The following is a 16,708-nucleotide window of genomic DNA, read 5'->3' on the forward strand; positions in this document are numbered from 1 at the left end:
ATCATGCGGGGAGGATATTGGACCGCGCGACACAAACATCAAACGGGAGGAAATAATGACTTTGAAGACATTAACCGGTGCATTGTTTTGTGGCACAATGCTGGCCTTCGCCATGCCAGCCGCTGCTGAGACGACACTGAGTGTTTACATTTCCAGCCAGCACCAGCCACAGGTGTGGCGTCAGATGCTGGACAAATACGAAGCTGCCAATCCTGACGTGAAGGTCAAGATCGAAACCGGTGGCAATACATCTGAAGCGCAGGCGCAATACCTCAATACGGTGATGTCTGCGAAGGATACATCCCTGGACGTGCTGATCCTCGACGTGATTCGTCCTGCGCAATTTGCAGCTGCCGGCTGGACCAGCGACTTCGCCAGTAAGGACATGTCGGGCTACCTACCAGCCTATGCCGGTGCAAATACCGTAGATGGNAAAATCATAGCACTGCCAGCCTTCGCGGACTCGCAGTTCCTCTACTACCGCAAGGACCTTCTGGNAAAATATGGCATCCAACCACCCAAGACCTGGGACGAGTTGAAGGCCGCAGCCAAGAAGATTTCCGAAGGTGAAGGCAATGCCAATCTCCAGGGACTGTCTTTCCAAGGTAAGGCAATCGAAGGCGCTGTCTGCACCTTCCTGCTGCCCTACTGGAGCCAGGGGAAAAATTTGACGGAGAACGGTCGTCTGACCTTTGATCGCGATGCTGCAATCAAGTCGCTAAGCCTCTGGAAGAGCTTCGTTGATGATGGTGTTTCCAAGAAAAACATAGCAGAAGTCGGCACGGATGATACCCGCAAGGAATTTCAGGCCGGCAATGCCATCTTCGCGGTTAACTGGTCTTATGCCTGGGCGCAGGCTCAAGGGAAAGAATCCGCCGTTGCCGACAAGGTCGGCGTTGCGCGCGTTCCCGCCGTGACGGGCGGAGAGCAGGCAACTTGCCTGGGTGGCTGGGAATGGGGCGTTTCCGCCTATTCGAAGCATCAGGACGAAGCAAAGAAACTGGTGGAATATCTTTCCTCTCAGGACGTTTCCAAGTTCATGGCGATCAATGGTTCGCTATTGCCAACCTATGCCGGGCTCTACAAAGATGCAGATGTCCTCAAAAGCGCACCATGGTTTGCAGACGCTCTTCAAGTCGTAGAGACCGCCAAACCTCGTCCGGTCACCCCGCGTTACAACGAGGTCAGCGAAGTCATCCGCACGACCGTCAACTCGGTTCTGGCAGGCGTCTCCACGCCGGAGCAGGGCGCTGACCAGATCGAAGCTCGTTTGAAGCGCATATTGCGCTAAGACGCGACATGTCTCTCCTTCTCGCTTCCNGGGAGGAGAGACATTCTTTCAAAATGGTCCGANCCGCTGGAGGCGACGCTTTGCAACGCCGCCAGACCTTTCAATGTCTCGGAACGAAACCATGGCAATGACGACCCCATTAAAAGCTGATGACAAGCATCTAGCACCATCGCCAAGCTGGACGAGATGGCTTGACCTTAGCGACCGTTCGCTGGCGGTCCTGCTTCTGGCACCAGCGGCGCTGCTTCTGTCGTTGATCATCGTTTATCCGATGTGCCGACTGATCTATACGAGCTTTTTCAGCCTTTCGTTGACATCTGGTTTGCCAGCTGCATTTGTGGGCTTTGAAAACTACCAGTTGATGCTGGAAGATCCGGNTTTTTGGGAAACGACCTGGAACACCGTTCTGATCACTCTCATCACCGTGCCCGGCGCGCTGTTGGTCGGTCTTGGTCTCGCGCTTATGGCGAACCTTCCCTTTGCCATACAGTGGCCCGTTCGTTTGTCTCTTCTGATCCCCTGGGCGCTGCCATTATCCTTTGCCGGGTTGATCTTCGCCTGGNTTTTTCATTCCGAATATGGCGTCGTCAACGATGTCCTCAACCGCTTCGGCTTTGAAGGCATCATCTGGTTCAATTCGCCCAATTGGGCTTTCGCGGCCATTTGCCTGACCATCATCTGGAAGACATCGTCCTTCATGGCGCTGATCATTCTGGCAGGTCTGCAAACCATTCCACGCTCGCTTTACGAAGCTGCGGATGTGGACGGCGCCGGACGTCTGCGACAGTTCTTCGAGATCACCCTGCCGCTGCTCAAGCCCTCGATCGTGGTGGCCTTGATTTTCCGCACCATTACAGCGCTTCAGACTTTCGACATCCCCTATATGATGACAGGCGGCGGGCCGGGCACATCTACCGCGACACTCGCCATGTATATCCACCAGAACACCGTGTCATTCCTCGATCTCGGCTACGGCTCGGCCCTTGCCGTTGTCATGTTCGCGCTGTCGATGTGCGTGACGGCTGTTTATCTGCGCATGATCCGGACGAAGGAATAAATGACATGAGCACCCAAACAGCCTCCGGCTCCATGTCTTTTCTCTCCGGTAAACCGCTGCGTTTCATTGCCGCCGGTATTCTTTTGATCAACGGCATGTTTCCAGCACTGTGGATACTTTTCACCTCGCTGAAAACCGAGGCGGAGCTGACGGCAAAGCCGATCACCTGGATACCGCATGCACCAACGTTTCAAAACTATATGCAGGCGTTTTCGGACCAACCGCTGCACATCTTTCTCTTCAACAGCTTCATGGTTGCGCTTTTATCGACAGCATTGACGCTGCTTANTTCCGTCCTCGCAGCGTATGCGCTGGCGCGTCTCAATCTTGCCTATCGTGGGCTGATCCTGTCGCTCATCATCGCCGTCTCCACATTTCCGCTGGTCACGCTGCTGGTGCCGCTGTTCGAAATCATGCGGGCGCTCAACCTTCTCAACAGCTGGACCGCTTTGGTTTTGCCTTACACGGTGCTGAGCCTGCCGGTCTGCACATTGATGCTCGTCTCGTTTTTCGAGGGAATTCCGCGCGATCTGGAAAACGCCGCCATGATCGATGGCTGCACACGGATGGGAGCGCTGTTCAAGGTGGTGGTGCCGCTCTGCGCGCCCGGCGTTTTCACCGCTGGCATTCTTGCCTTCGTCAATGCCTGGGACGAGTTCCTATTGGCGCTGTCCTTCAACTCCAATCCGACCCTGCGCACGTTGCCCGTTGGTATTCAGCTTTACCAGGGCGAATTCGCCTTCCCTTGGCCCGTCATTTCCGCAGCCTTGGTCGTCGGTATCGTGCCGGTCGCCATTCTCATCGTCATCTTTCAGGAGCGTGTCGTGTCCGGCCTGACGGCAGGCGGCATCAAGGGATGAGTGAGTTTGAGCTGCGAACAAACCGATATCAAAGACTTTGAAAGACAATGAAATGAAACTCGAACAGACCGAGACCGGCTTCACGCTGTCCCTGAACGGGCGCACGATCCTCGATCACAGCGACGCCTCGCCAGCAATCTTTGTCGGCTATGGCCAAGAGCGCATGGATATGTATCGTGGCAATTTCGATATCGAAGATTACGTCATCGAACGCCGCGCATTGTCTCACACCGAGATTGACGGCAACAGAGTTTCACTCTCCGACGCATCNGGGCAATCGCCTCGTCTCATCCTGACGCTCGTTGAGAGCGCTATAAAGTTTGAAGCGACCGATCCCAAGCTCAACCGTCTTTGGGTCCGCATCAAAGCCGATGATGACGAACACGTCTGGGGCGGCGGCGAGCAGATGTCGTATTTCGACATGCGCGGACGCCGTTTCCCGCTGTGGACGTCAGAACCCGGTGTCGGCCGCGACCCGACAAGTGAAATGACGTTCAAAGCCAATGTTAAAGACAAAGCTGGTGGTGATTACTATACCACCAACTATCCGCAACCGACCTATGTATCGTCGGCGCTTTACGCTTTACATGTCGATACGACAGCTTATTCGGTCTTCGACTTCAGGCAAAAATCCTTTCATGAGATTGAGGTGTGGGCGATACCCGAACGGATCGAGCTCTTTGCCGCGCCGACCTTTGTGGAGCTGGTCGAGACGCTATCCTCGCGCTTCGGGCGTCAGCCGCCGCTGCCCGATTGGGTTTACAACGGCGCCATCATCGGCCTNAAAGACGGCGCTAATTCCTTCCCCCGCCTCGATATTATGCGCCAAGCCGGCGTGGAGGTGTCTGCTCTCTGGTGCGAGGATTGGGTCGGCCTGCGGCAAACATCCTTTGGGTCCAGATTGTTTTGGGACTGGCAAGCCAACGAGACACGTTATCCCAAGCTGCGAGACAAGATAGCAGAGTTGCGCGAAAGCGGCATTCGCTTTCTAGGCTACGTGAACCCCTATCTCTGCATTGATGGACCGTTATTCGAGATCGCAGACAAGGCGGGCTATTTCGCAACCGATGGATTGGGAAAGACGGCCCTCGTGGATTTCGGTGAATTCGATTGTGGCGTAGTTGATTTCACCAATGAGGCGGCGGTGGAATGGTTCGCCGAGGAGATCATCGGCAAGAACATGCTGGACTATGGTCTTTCCGGTTGGATGGCTGATTTTGGAGAATACCTGCCAATCGATGTGCATTTGTCGAACGGCGTTGATGCCAAGCTGATGCACAATGCCTGGCCGACCCTGTGGGCTGAAGTCAATGCCAAGGCGGTTGCTTCGCGCAACAAGACTGGTGATGCACTGTTCTTCATGCGCGCAGGGTTCACGGGCGTTCAGAAACATTGTCCGCTTTTATGGGGCGGGGACCAGTCGGTGGACTTTTCGCGTCACGATGGACTTGTGACCGTGATGTGCGGAGCGCTGTCCTCAGGCCTTCTCGGCAATGCCTATCATCACTCGGATATCGGCGGTTACACCAGCCTGTTCGGAAATGTTCGTACACCTGAACTTTTGATGCGCTGGGCCGAAATGGCGGCGTTCACTCCGGTGATGCGCAGTCACGAGGGAAACCGCCCGCGTGAGAATGTTCAGCTTGACCAAGATCCGGAAGTGCTGTCGCATTTCGCCCGGATGACGCGGATCTACAGACACCTCGCGCCCTATCTCAAGTCTCTTTCAGTGGAGGCTGTTGAGCGGGGTTTGCCCGTCCAACGCCCGCTTTTCCTGCATCACCAGGATGACCGCCAGACCTATACCATTCAGGACAGCTTCCTTTACGGCGCCGACGTGCTTGTTGCGCCGGTGTGGCAAGCCGCGCAGGAAGACCGCACCGTCTATCTTCCGCACGGTGAGCGCTGGGTGCACGTGTGGACTTGTGAAAGTTTTGCAGGCGGCGCGGAGATTCAGATCGCCGCCCCGCTCGGGAAACCAGCTGTATTCTACAGAGCCGGTTGCACCAATGAGACACTGTTTGCTGCTCTTCGCGAGATTTAGCCGCTGCAGAGAATGGCACTGAACGGCTGTTGCTGGGTACGTGGCATCCGCCGTCGGATATTTCAGGAAAAGGAAAACCGCAGAATCTGTTGATCCTGCGGTTTTTCATTGGCTTCGGATTTCAGGTCGGTCAGACAGCCTTATCCATCTTGTAGTCGGTGTTCGCGGGCTCTTCCTTGTGCTGGATCAGCGGTCGATTACCCGAAAGTTTGCGTACCAGCACGTNAAACACCGGCGTCATGAAGATACCAAAGATCGTGACGCCGATCATGCCCGAGAACACCGCGACACCCATGGCCGAGCGCATTTCAGCACCCGCACCCGTGGAGATGACCAGCGGCACCACACCCATGATGAAGGCAAGCGATGTCATCAGGATCGGCCGCAGACGAAGACGGCTTGCCTCGATGGCTGCGGCAACAGGCGTTCTACCTTCGAACTCCAGTTCCCGGGCGAACTCCACGATCAGGATCGCGTTCTTTGCCGAGAGGCCCACAAGGACGATGAGGCCAATCTGCGTGAAGATGTTGTTGTCACCTCCCGTCAACCAGACCCCGGTCATTGCCGCCAGCACGCCCATCGGTACGATCATGATGATGGCAAGCGGCAAGGTCAGACTTTCGTACTGCGCAGCCAGCACCAGATAGACCAGCAACAAAGCGAGCGGGAAGACGAGGAAGCCCGAGCTTCCGGCAAGGATTTGCTGGTAGGTCAGATCCGTCCACTCGTAAGCAATGCCGGATGGCAAAGTCTCAGCAGCGATGCGTTCGATGGCGGCCTGCGCCTCACCCGACGAGAAGCCCGGAGCTGGACCACCATTGATATCGGCAGACAGGAAGCCGTTATAGCGCGTGGTACGTTCAGGGCCCGTCGTTGCATCTACCTTCAAGAGTGCGGAAAGCGGTATCATCTGGCCGTTGGACGAACGCACCTTCAACTGACCGATATCGTCTGCCTGCGCACGGAACTTCGCATCCGCCTGCACCCGCACACTGTAGGTACGGCCAAAGGCGTTGAAGTCGTTGACGTAGAGCGAGCCGAGATAGATCTGCAACGTCTCGAATACATCGGTGACGGACACGCCGAGCTGTTCAGCCTTGGCGCGATCAAGATCTGCGTAAAGCTGCGGCACGTTGATCTGGAAGCTGGAGAACAGGCCTGCCAATTCTGGCGCTTGATAGGCTTTCGCAAGAAACGCCTTATTAACATCATCCAGAGCCTGATAGCCGAAGCCCGCACGGTCCTCGATCTGCATCTTGAAGCCGCCCGTGGTGCCGAGACCGTTGACCGGTGGCGGCGGGAACATGGCGATGAAGGCATCCTGTACGGCACCGAATTTCTGGTTCAGCGCCATGGCAATGGCACCGCCCGATAATTCAGGCGTAGTACGTTCCTCAAACGGGCTAAGCGCCACGAAGACAACGCCCGCATTGGAACTGTTGGTAAAGCCGTTGATGGACAGACCCGGAAACGCAATCGCATGCTCGACGCCCGGTTGTTGCATGGCGATATCGCTCATGCGCTTGATGACGTCTTCGGTACGATCAAGGCTGGCGGCATCCGGCAGCTGAGCAAAACCGATGAGGTACTGCTTGTCCTGCGCANGCACGAAGCCGCCAGGTACGGCATTGAACATGCCGTAGGTGGCGCCTGCGAGAACCACATAGACGATCATCACGATGCTCTTGCGGTTCAGCAGTCCGCCAACGCTTTTGCCGTAACCATTCGAGGCTGCCCCGAAGGCTCGGTTGAACCCACGGAAGAAGCCGCCGAGAACCTTATCCATTCCACGCGTCAGCCAATCCTTCGGCGCATGGTGATCCTTCAGCAGCAAGGCAGCCAAGGCTGGAGACAGGGTCAGCGAGTTGATGGCCGAAATCACCGTGGAGATGGCAATCGTCAGCGCGAACTGGCGGTAGAACTGGCCCGACAGGCCCGAGATGAAGGCAAGTGGTACGAAGACCGCGACCAGCACCAGCGCGATAGCAATGATGGGGCCGGACACTTCTTTCATGGCGCGGTAGGTTGCGTCACGCGGAGACAATCCGTTTTCGATGTTACGCTCGACGTTTTCCACCACCACGATGGCATCGTCCACGACGATACCGATGGCCAGCACAAGCCCGAAAAGGCTGAGCGCGTTGATCGAAAAACCGAAGACATACATCACCGCGAATGTACCGATGATGGATACGGGTACGGCAATCAACGGGATGATCGANGCGCGCCATGTCTGGAGGAACAGGATCACGACGATGACGACGAGTGCGATGGCTTCCAGCAAGGTATCGATGACCTTGTCGATGGATGCACGCACGAACTGCGTCGTGTCGTAGACGATTTCGTATTTCACGCCATCCGGCATTGCCTTTTGCAAGTCTTGCATGGTCGCAGAAACCTGATCGGAGATGGTGATTGCGTTGGAGCCGGGGGCCTGGAAGACGGGAATGGCGACGGCAGACTTTCCATCCAGCAACGACCGCAGCGCATAGTCCGCCGCACCGAGTTCGACGCGTGCAACGTCGCGCAAGCGCGTGATTTCGCCGTTAGTACCGCTTTTCACGATGATGTTGCCGAATTCTTCCGGTGTGGAAAGGCGGCCTTGGGCGTTGACGTTGAGCTGAAGATCGACGCCGTTAAGGCTCGGCGAAGCGCCGATGGTGCCTGCTGCGGCCTGTACGTTCTGCTCACGAATGGCATTGCTGATATCGCTGGCAGCCAGATTGTGTTCGGCAGCCNTTTGCGGATCGATCCAGACGCGCATGGAATAATCGCCCGCGCCGAAGATCTGCACCTGGCCCACACCTTCGATGCGCGCCAGCCGGTCCTTGATGTTGAGAACGGCATAGTTGCGCAAATAGGTCAGGTCATACTGATTGCCNGGCGAGACCAGATGCACGACCATCATCAGGTCGGGCGAGCTTTTGACGGTGGAGACGCCGAGGCTTCTGACTTCGGCTGGCAAACGCGGCTCGGCCTGCGAGACCCGGTTCTGCACCAGTTGCTGGGCCTTGTCCGGGTCTGTGCCGAGCTTGAACGTCACCGTCAGCGTCATGACGCCGTCGGATGTCGCCTGGCTGGACATATAAAGCATGTCTTCAACGCCGTTGATCTGTTCTTCCAGCGGCGTTGCCACCGTTTCGGCGATGACCTTGGGGTTCGCGCCGGGGTAGGTGGCGCGCACGACGATGGAAGGTGGCACGACTTCCGGGTATTCGGAAATCGGCAAGGCGCGCATGCCGATGAGGCCCGCGACGACGATAAGGACCGATAGCACGCCAGCAAAAACCGGCCGGTCCACAAAAAATCTGGAGATGTTCATAGCAAAGGCCCTCTCGCCTCCGGGTGGAATTTGGATGCAGAAAACCGCTCCGGTGACATTGGGCTGTCGGCGGATCGTTTTTCTATTTTGAATATGCTGGCGGGCCTCAAATCGGCCCGCCATGAAAGGTTATTGCGAGGCCGCGACCTTTTCTTCCGTCTGCGGTGCAACAATGGCACCGGGGCGAATGCGCTGAAGACCGTTGACGACGATCTTGTCTCCGGCCGCAAGACCGCTTTCAACGACGCGCAGGCCATCTGCCGATGGGCCGGGCTTGATCTGCCGGTAGTTCACCTTGTTCTCACCATCCACCACGAAGACGAATTTCTTGTCCTGATCGGTGCCGATGGCCCGGTCGGTGATAACGATGCGGTTCTCCGACTTCGGCTCACCTAAACGAACCCGCACGAACTGGCCGGGGATCAGATGTCCATCCGTGTTGGCGAATACAGCGCGGACCCCGATTGTGCCGCTTGCGCTATCGACCTGATTGTCGATGAGATGCAAGGTGCCCTTGATCGGTGTTCCCTCATCGGCCAGCGTGCCGACTTCGACCGGTATTTGCTCCAGTGCCTGAAGCGCACCGTCCGATGCTGGGAGCTGCGACAGAGCCTTCGCCACCATTTCTTCGCTTGCGTTGAAGCTTGCATAGATTGGGTCGACGGAAACCAGTGTCGTCAGTGCTGGAGATGTCGAACCGGCAGCAACGAGGTTGCCGACGGTAATCTCAAGCTTGCCAACGCGGCCCGACACGGGAGCACGAAGCTCGGTATAGCTCAAGTCGAGTTGGGCGGTCGTTAGTGCTGCGCGTGCCGCCCGCGCTTGCGCTTCGGCATCTGCAACATTACTTTGGCGCTGGTCGAAATCGCTTTGCGAAATGGTGCGATTGTCGGCCATTCTGCGGCCACGCTCGAGCTCGGTTCTAGCCAGGCTTACCTTGGCGTCGGCGGAGGCGACCTGTGCTTCCGCACCCGCGACCGTCGCCTGATAGGGTGCCGGATCAATCGTGAAGAGTGCATCGCCAGCCTTTACCAGCGCGCCTTCACGGAAGTGAACGGCCTGGATTTGGCCTGCCACTCGTGATCGTATCTGGACCCGCTCGACGGCTTCCAAACGACCGGAGAACTGTTCCCAGTGGGTGATGTCGCGGCTTTCGACAACTGCGACAGTGACGGGAACGGCAGGTGGTTCCGCCGGGGCGGACGCCGCGACGGCGCCGGTCGACAGGGGAAGGTCTAATAAAAATGCCGCCGCTGCAACGGCCACGGCAAGGCCTATGCCGGCACCCGCAAGGGCACGGCGCTTGTTCTTGAGCGTCATGGGTAATCTCCTTGGCTCCACAGGGAGCCGATCAGTTATGTCGAAAAATGCTAATGCTTCAGGTCTTGAACGAAATCCGCAAACTCGGTGCAAACAGCTGAAAGCCATTTTCCACCTTCACCGCGATAAAGCCCTGTCCAGCCGGAACCGACAGGGAAAACATGCTGCCGGACCTGTACCCCTGCTTCGCTCAAACGACCGGCATAATTGACGGTCTCGTCGCGAAGAGGGTCATCCTCGGCCGTAAAAATCAGCGCCGGTGCTACACGGTTCAGCCGCGTACACTGGCAGGGTGCGGCATAGGGGTGGGCAAACCCACAGGCTTTTGCCAGATAGTGGCTCCAGCCTTCCGCCCAACGCTGCCGCATTCCAATCTTGTCTGCGTCCCGAAAAGACGTGGACGCCATCAGTGGATCGATCATTGGTGAGAGCAAAATCTGCCCCGCCAGNTTTCCAGGCATCCGATCCCGCGCTTTTAGCGCCAAACCAGCCGCCACATTGCCGCCTGCCTCTTCGCCCGCTACAAACACCAGCGATTTTGCGCTGCCATAAAGCTTGCGGTTATTGCTTAGGCAATCCAGCGCCTCGAAAGCGCAGTCTATGACTGCCGGAAACTCGTTGCAGGATGTCGTGCTATAATCAGCCTCGATCACAACGGCCCCCTTATCGGCGAGTGCCCTCGCGACCGGCAATTCCGGGCACTGACCACCCTGTTCCAGAAACGAACCGCCACGAAGATAAAGCACGAGCGGTGGCGTCCGGTTCTCACCTTCACCCTTGTAGACACGTACCGACAGAGGCGGTTGATCCGTTCCGCCATTTTCGATCGTGTGCCACTGCGTGTTCATTTCGTTTCCTTCGAAGCCGCTCAAGGTGACCTCTTGCAGCAATTTCTGAAATAGATATTATTGTTCGGGATAAAATGTACAAGTCCGCAAAATTGAAAACACTATTCCAAAATAGCGGACAATAGATCGAAAGGGCGATGTGCCATGGATCAGCTAGCGGCGATGCGTGNTTTTGCACGGGTGGTGGAGACCGGAAATTTTACACGGGCGGCCAACGCGCTGAATATTCCAAAGACCACTGTCACCAATATGGTGCAGGGATTGGAGGCACATCTGCGCACTACGCTGCTTAATCGCACGACGCGCCGAGTGATGGTGACGACTGATGGCGCGTTGTACTACGAGCGGGCCATTCAGATATTGTCCGAAATCGATGAGCTGGACGGAAGCCTGTCCAACACGAACACGCAGCCATCTGGCAGACTACGTGTCGAGATGGCGGGAGCGTTCGCGGACCATATCATCATCCCCAACCTGTGCGATTTCTACGAACGTTATCCACTCATCCGCCTCGACCTCGGGGTTGGCGACAGACTGGTGGATTACATCGCGGAGAACGTCGATTGCGCGGTGCGTGTTGGCACGCCACGCGATCAGTCACTCATCGCCCGCAAGGTGTCCGAGCTTGAGTTCGTGACATGCGCCGCGCCTTCCTACATAGAAAAATTCGGTGTGCCGCAACAGCCAGAAGACCTTGAGGGCGAGCACTATTGTGTTGGGTACCTCAACGCAACCTCCGGCCAAATCATGACGATGCCGTTCGACAACGGAACGCGCACGGTGGAAATCACGCCGCGTTATATCGTTTCGGCCAATGATAGCCGCACTTACCAAAATGCGGCGCTGGCGGGTATGGGTGTTGCGCAACTGGTTCCATTCATGATCCGGGATGATTTCGCCAAAGGCAATCTCGTGCCTGTTCTGCCGGAATGGAACCGGGAACCCATGCCCATTTACATCGTCTACCCACAAACGAGGCACGTCACGAACAAGGTTCGTGTCTTCGTCGACTGGCTGGCCAAACTTTTGCACAAGGATGATTTGGGGTCACTGGAAGCGCGCGGCGCAACAACTCACTTGCCCAGCCGTCATATCGCGTAAATCTGCGACAATCCCTGTCAATCAGCCCTCTCCTGTATGTAAAAAGCAACCGACAGAGGTGGCAACGTCTCGTGGGTGTCAGCTTTGCTGTTCGGCCAGATGCGTTCGCCCAACTTAGACCCCAGGGCAATTTCCTTTTTTGAGAGATTAAGGCGCAGTTGCAGGGCGATATCGCCGAGCTTCCAGTCTACGAAAACGCATCTTTCCGGGGCATCCAGAACTTTGCCGCTGTTCGCTTGAGCGTCCAGGAGATGTGGGACGATGCGTTCCCGACGGATTTCGATGAGTTGTCGAATCTGGTTCGACCATGCCTGCCCTTCTGGTGTCTCTGATTGAGCCCAGTCGANTTTGGAATCGAGAAATGTAGTTTCTGCATTCGGGTCGGGGATGTCCGTCGCCGAGAAGCCTTCAGGGTAACCGCCGAAATTCTCCGCTTCAGGCGCACGGTTGTCGCGGATGATTGTCGCCAGCTCATCGGTGTAGTCGGCAAAGAAATGGAAGGGCGTGTTGTCGCGGTAAGATTCGCCCATGAAAAGAAGGGGGACCTGCGGGGAGAGGAGAAGCATCGCGGTCAAAGCAAGATGGGTCTGTTCATCGATACTTGTATGTAACCGATCTCCGAGGGCGCGATTGCCGACCTGATCATGGTTCTGGAGAAAATGGATGAAGGCTGTCGGTTGCAAACTGGCGCTTGGAGGCAGGTGATTACTGACAGTCGGCTCCCCAGCATCCACATAACCTTCGGACATGANTTTGCGTAGCTTTCCGAAAGCGTCATCTGCGAATTTAGCGAAGATACCGCTGCTCTCATTCGTGACGATCCTGTGCACCACATGATGAAAGCCGTCATTCCAGTCTGCTGTGAACAATCCATCCACCAGAAGGTCTGTACCGTTAGGCGGATTTTCGATCATCAAATGGACATTACGACCTGTTATGCGCCCTCGCACGGCTGAAGGAATGTCTTCGAGAATGTGTGGACTGCTATCGTCTTTGACCTCGTTGACGGCATCTAAACGCAAGCCATCAAACCGAAATTCTTCAAGCCAATATAAAGCATTATCAATGAAATAGCGTCTGACAGGTTGCTGCTCGAAAGCGATTTCCTGCCCCCAGTCATTATGCTTGTCTCTGAAAAACGCCGGTGCATATTGGCTTAGAAAATTACCTTCAGGGCCGAAGTGGTTGTAGACCACGTCGAGAAAGACCATCAAACCCAAGCCGTGTGCAACGTCTACCAATGCCTTCAGTTCGTCGGGCGTTCCGTAAGCAGTATGTGGTGCATATTGCAGCACGCCATCATACCCCCATNCCCTGTTGCCGGGAAAATGCGCGATCGGCAACAGCTCGATGGCGGTCACTCCGATTGAAGCGAGATGGCTGAGTTTGGCTGCCACCGCGTTGAACGTTCCTTCCGGTGTGAAGGTGCCGACATGAATCTCGCAGATCACCGTCTCATGCCAAGGTCTGCCTTGCCATTGCAGATGTTGCCAGCGGTAAGCCTTCGGGTTGGTCAGGACGGACAGCCCCAAAACATCTGTCTGCTGCTGGCGTGACGCAGGATCCGACACGACGGTGCCGTCATCCAACACAAATCCGTAGGGTGACCCGAACGGCTGTTCATCAATGTAGATTTCGAACCAGCCGTCGTGACGTCGTGTCATGGCATAATCGCCCGAGAGCCGCAGCCTCACTTCGTTCTGGTTCGGTGCCCAGAGACGAAAACGCGTACCGGGGCCAACAATTTGCGGCCCCCAAGATGGGGTAGCATCATATCCATTTTCGCCCAGTGTCATCCNAAAATCCCGTACAATCACTCTAATATTAACGTGGGCAAAGCTAACGTGGTGGTCTCAATAAGGCTGCAATTTCAATGNAAAAATCTGTTATGCGGGATTGCCTGAGCGCGTGTTTTTCGCAGAGACGTTTCGATGGTTACGTCTCTGCGCTGCGAGGACTATCATGTGTAGGCAATGCTAGATCATGATCTCGCCGCCTGTAACCGGAACAACCGCTCCGGTCATGTAGCTTCCGAGGTCTGAGGCCAGCAGCACGTAGGCGCCAGCCAATTCCGCTGGTTGGCCAGCCCGGGCCAGCAAAGTGTTTTCGCCGAATTTTGCGGTCTTTTCCGCAGGCATTGTCGAGGGAATGAGAGGAGTCCAGATTGGACCCGGTGCCACGGCGTTGACGCGGATGCCCTTGTCAGCCACCATCTCTGCAAGTCCGGCGGTAAAGTTGGAGATTGCTCCCTTGGTAGACGCATAGGCGAGCAGTGCCTGGGAAGGTTGCCGGGACTGGATGGATGTCGTGTTGATGATTGAACTGCCGGGTTTCATCAGGGGCACCGCAGCTTTCGACAAAAAGAATGGCGCGTATATGTTGGTGCGGAACGTCTCGTCCCATTCCTCGGCAGTAATGTCCTCTATCGACGCATATGTTCGCTGAAAGGCGGCATTGTTGACCAAAATGTCGATGGCTCCAAGCTTCTCGACGGTCTGCGCTACCAACGATCTGCAATGCGCTTCCGACTTGATATCTCCAGGAACCAGGATCGCTTTACGACCTGCCTCTTTGACCCACTTGGCAGTATCTTCGGCATCTTCATCTTCGTTGAGATAGGAAATGAGAATATCGGCTCCTTCTCTTGCGAAGGCGATGGCCACAGCTTTTCCGATGCCGGAATCAGCGCCTGTAATCAACGCGACCTTCCCCGATAACCTGCCGTTTCCGCGATAGGAACTCTCACCATGATCTGGAACAGGGTTCATCTGCGCCGTCGTTCCCGGCGGCTCTTGCTGCTGTTTGGAATAGGGTGGAGTAGGGCGATTTGTATCGGACACAGGATCTCCAATCGTGTTGCTGGCAGGAATGCCTTCCTTTCGCTAACAAGCGATTGACTGATCAGTTCCCTTCCAAATTGCAGCGTTGTTAAAGACCTGCCATTGTTCGAGTGCTTTTTGAAGCTTCACATCGCCGGACTATTGTTCGCAAACACCAGTTCCATCCTGTCGGCGAGAAATCGCGTGACGATGCTTTGGATTGGCGTGCCTTCCATATCAACGTCTATGGCCTGACTGACGAGAACGATGCTATCGGGCATGCAATTGAGCAGTTCGACGTCGCGAGACGAGACCCGTTCTGCCGTTAATCGTGTTTCCTGGCGTCGATAATCTGCGAGACCTTCGAGTTTCAGGGCTTTGGTGATGGAACCGGTTTCCGCATAGGCGGCGATGATGCCGGGAAAGCGATCAGCGGNAAACAGAGAAACTGACCGGGACATCGGCGCGCCATTTGCAACGGCGAGATGCTCGACGCGGTGCAGTGGTGAGCCGGGACTGCATGACAAAAGTCTTGCCTGAGTGGCATCTGCGGCAACGATCTCCGCATGGATCAGACGCCCGGACGGCGCGAGCGACTGACGCATCATGNTTTCGGAAAATCTGGGCCTGTCTCCAATGGGGTAAACTACGCGTGTCTGGGCCGCATTGACGAACGTGCCACGCCCGCGCTCCGCCCGTAAAAGTCCATCGGCAGAGAGCACTGCGATAGCACGCCGGACAGTGTGCCTGTTGACACCAAACTGTGTGGCAAGTTCTGTCTCTGGCGGCAATTGATCGCCGATTTTGCCCTCTGCGATTGCGCTGCGAATGCCGTCTGCCACTTTGCGCCACCGCGATATTCCGTCGTCACTCGCATTCATTTTTCGTCATTGGTCCCGTTGTCATTCCATCGTCATCATTGGTGATGTATAAAACGAATAAGAATGGTTGTCTATACAAATAGACAAATTTGATTGTTCTGAGTGTGGGCGGCAAAGATGATGGAAATATTCGATCGAAAGCAGGCGCTGGGTATTCTTGCCGGGACACCGGCCGATATTCTTTCGCAAACGTATGGCATGTTAGGTGGGAATATGCCGCCAGCAGTTGTTGTGCGCGGCCCGGAAATCGGCACCGTCATGGTTCGTGGCAAGGTTGGCGGTGGCGGCGCCGCCTTTAATCTCGGTGAAGCCAGCGTCACCCGCGCAACCGTGAAGCTTGCGACCGGCGAGGTCGGGCATTCGATCATCCTCGGGCGAGATCAGCGCAAGGCGCACATCGTTGCTCATTTGGACGCCCTAAGGCAACGGCCTGATTGGATTGCCCGCATCGACGCTGACATCGTTCTTCCCGCCTTGACCTTCATGGAAGACGAAAAACTTCGCCGGGCTGAAGAAACGGAAGCGACGAAAGTGGACTTCTTCACGGTCGCGAGAGGAGAAGACTGATGAGCACGGTAACCTTCGATGGCGGCTTTGCCGATCCGGTCTTTGCCTCGCAAGATGTTTTCCACGCTGTGATGCACGCCTTGTCGATGCCCGGAACGGTTGCCGCGCTCGGTGAACGGGCGCTTGGCCCTTTACCCCTATGCGCTGCCGCATCGGCAATTCTTCTGACGCTGGCAGATTACGCTACGCCCGTCTGGTTCGAAGCCCCGGACGAAACACAGGATGCAGCGGCATGGCTTACCTTTCACAGCGGTGCACCTGTTCTATCGGAGCCAGCAAAAGCTAGCTTCGTGCTTCTTTCTGATACGACCGATGTCGAGAGCTGGGACATATTTGCCCGCGGCACCATGGAATACCCGGATCGTTCCGCGACCCTTATTCTGCCGGTACGCTCAATAGACGGTGGTTCATCGCTCGAGTTGACCGGCCCCGGTATCGAAACGTCACGTACCATTGCACCCGCCGGTTTACCGGCTGGTTTTGCAAGCGCGATGGCGGTCAACACAGCCCTTTACCCCTTGGGTTTCGACATTGTGCTCGTCTGTGGCGCCGAGGCAATCGCCCTGCCGCGAACGACCCGTATAAAGGAGGTTTGACC

General features: G+C 56.1%; 13 protein-coding genes. 7 read left to right on the forward strand and 6 right to left on the reverse strand.

All coding sequences use genetic code 11. The annotated features are described in order from the left end of the window. The first annotated feature begins 55 nt into the window (after positions 1–55). The 4 genes from CUC55_RS12495 (at position 56) to CUC55_RS12510 (ending at position 5,252) form a co-directional block, all read left to right on the forward strand. Positions 56–1,291: an ABC transporter substrate-binding protein gene (locus tag CUC55_RS12495; protein ID WP_103088066.1), complete on the forward strand. Its 1,236-nt coding sequence runs from the start codon at positions 56–58 to the stop codon at positions 1,289–1,291. A gap of 121 nt (positions 1,292–1,412) precedes the next feature. Then, entirely contained in the window at positions 1,413–2,348 is a 936-nt protein-coding gene (locus tag CUC55_RS12500; protein WP_103088067.1) for a carbohydrate ABC transporter permease, read from the forward strand. Positions 2,349–2,353: 5 nt separating this feature from the next. After that, a complete protein-coding gene (locus CUC55_RS12505; RefSeq protein ID WP_103088068.1) occupies positions 2,354–3,208 on the forward strand; it encodes a carbohydrate ABC transporter permease in 855 nt (284 codons plus the stop codon). A gap of 52 nt (positions 3,209–3,260) precedes the next feature. Beyond that, entirely contained in the window at positions 3,261–5,252 is a 1,992-nt protein-coding gene (locus CUC55_RS12510) for an alpha-glucosidase (RefSeq protein ID WP_067647602.1), read from the forward strand. A 130-nt stretch (positions 5,253–5,382) separates the two neighbouring features. Here the strand turns inward: CUC55_RS12510 and CUC55_RS12515 are convergent, their stop codons facing one another. The 3 genes from CUC55_RS12515 to CUC55_RS12525 all read right to left on the reverse strand — a co-directional run bounded on the left by CUC55_RS12515 (position 5,383) and on the right by CUC55_RS12525 (position 10,742). After that, entirely contained in the window at positions 5,383–8,574 is a 3,192-nt protein-coding gene (locus tag CUC55_RS12515) for an efflux RND transporter permease subunit (RefSeq protein WP_103088211.1), read from the reverse strand. A gap of 129 nt (positions 8,575–8,703) precedes the next feature. After that, the gene (locus CUC55_RS12520) at positions 8,704–9,894 is read right to left on the reverse strand and encodes an efflux RND transporter periplasmic adaptor subunit (RefSeq protein ID WP_067647606.1); all 1,191 of its coding nucleotides are present in this window, start codon (positions 9,892–9,894) and stop codon (positions 8,704–8,706) included. A 50-nt stretch (positions 9,895–9,944) separates the two neighbouring features. Next, positions 9,945–10,742 (reverse strand): alpha/beta hydrolase fold domain-containing protein, encoded by a 798-nt coding sequence (locus tag CUC55_RS12525; RefSeq protein ID WP_103088069.1) that lies wholly within the window; start codon positions 10,740–10,742, stop codon positions 9,945–9,947. 144 nt (positions 10,743–10,886) lie between these two features. Between CUC55_RS12525 and CUC55_RS12530 the strand changes: the two genes are divergently transcribed. Continuing rightward, positions 10,887–11,843, forward strand: coding sequence for a LysR family transcriptional regulator (locus CUC55_RS12530; RefSeq protein WP_103088070.1), 957 nt, complete (start codon positions 10,887–10,889; stop codon positions 11,841–11,843). A 17-nt stretch (positions 11,844–11,860) separates the two neighbouring features. On the opposite strand, the gene treZ is transcribed toward CUC55_RS12530, so the two are convergent. The 3 genes from treZ to phnF form a co-directional block, all read right to left on the reverse strand. Continuing rightward, on the reverse strand, positions 11,861–13,639 hold the full coding sequence (gene treZ / locus CUC55_RS12535; protein ID WP_103088071.1) for a malto-oligosyltrehalose trehalohydrolase: 1,779 nt from the start codon (positions 13,637–13,639) through the stop codon (positions 11,861–11,863). Between the two features lie 180 nt (positions 13,640–13,819). Beyond that, a complete protein-coding gene (locus CUC55_RS12540) occupies positions 13,820–14,611 on the reverse strand; it encodes an SDR family oxidoreductase (RefSeq protein ID WP_067647612.1) in 792 nt (263 codons plus the stop codon). Positions 14,612–14,808: 197 nt separating this feature from the next. Continuing rightward, on the reverse strand, positions 14,809–15,543 hold the full coding sequence (phnF, locus tag CUC55_RS12545; RefSeq protein WP_103088072.1) for a phosphonate metabolism transcriptional regulator PhnF: 735 nt from the start codon (positions 15,541–15,543) through the stop codon (positions 14,809–14,811). A 117-nt stretch (positions 15,544–15,660) separates the two neighbouring features. Between phnF and phnG the strand changes: the two genes are divergently transcribed. Together phnG and phnH are read left to right on the forward strand one after the other, a co-directional pair. After that, a complete protein-coding gene (gene phnG, locus CUC55_RS12550; RefSeq protein WP_067647619.1) occupies positions 15,661–16,110 on the forward strand; it encodes a phosphonate C-P lyase system protein PhnG in 450 nt (149 codons plus the stop codon). Continuing rightward, positions 16,110–16,706, forward strand: coding sequence for a phosphonate C-P lyase system protein PhnH (gene phnH / locus CUC55_RS12555; RefSeq protein ID WP_067647622.1), 597 nt, complete (start codon positions 16,110–16,112; stop codon positions 16,704–16,706). Before phnG ends, phnH begins: the two co-directional genes overlap by 1 nt. Positions 16,707–16,708 lie beyond the last annotated feature (2 nt).

The sequence above is a fragment of the Agrobacterium bohemicum genome, from assembly GCF_002896715.1.
In the GTDB taxonomy this organism is placed as follows: Bacteria; Pseudomonadota; Alphaproteobacteria; order Rhizobiales; family Rhizobiaceae; genus Agrobacterium; species Agrobacterium bohemicum.

Bases quoted from the DNA above. Each gene is read 5' to 3' on its own strand.
- CUC55_RS12520 (WP_067647606.1), bottom strand. From the start codon at position 9,894: ATGACGCTCAAGAACAAGCGCCGTGCCCTTGCGGGTGCCGGCATAGGC.
- CUC55_RS12540 (WP_067647612.1), bottom strand. From the start codon at position 14,611: ATGAACCCTGTTCCAGATCATGGTGAGAGTTCCTATCGCGGAAACGGC.
- phnG (WP_067647619.1), top strand. From the start codon at position 15,661: ATGATGGAAATATTCGATCGAAAGCAGGCGCTGGGTATTCTTGCCGGG.
- phnH (WP_067647622.1), top strand. From the start codon at position 16,110: ATGAGCACGGTAACCTTCGATGGCGGCTTTGCCGATCCGGTCTTTGCC.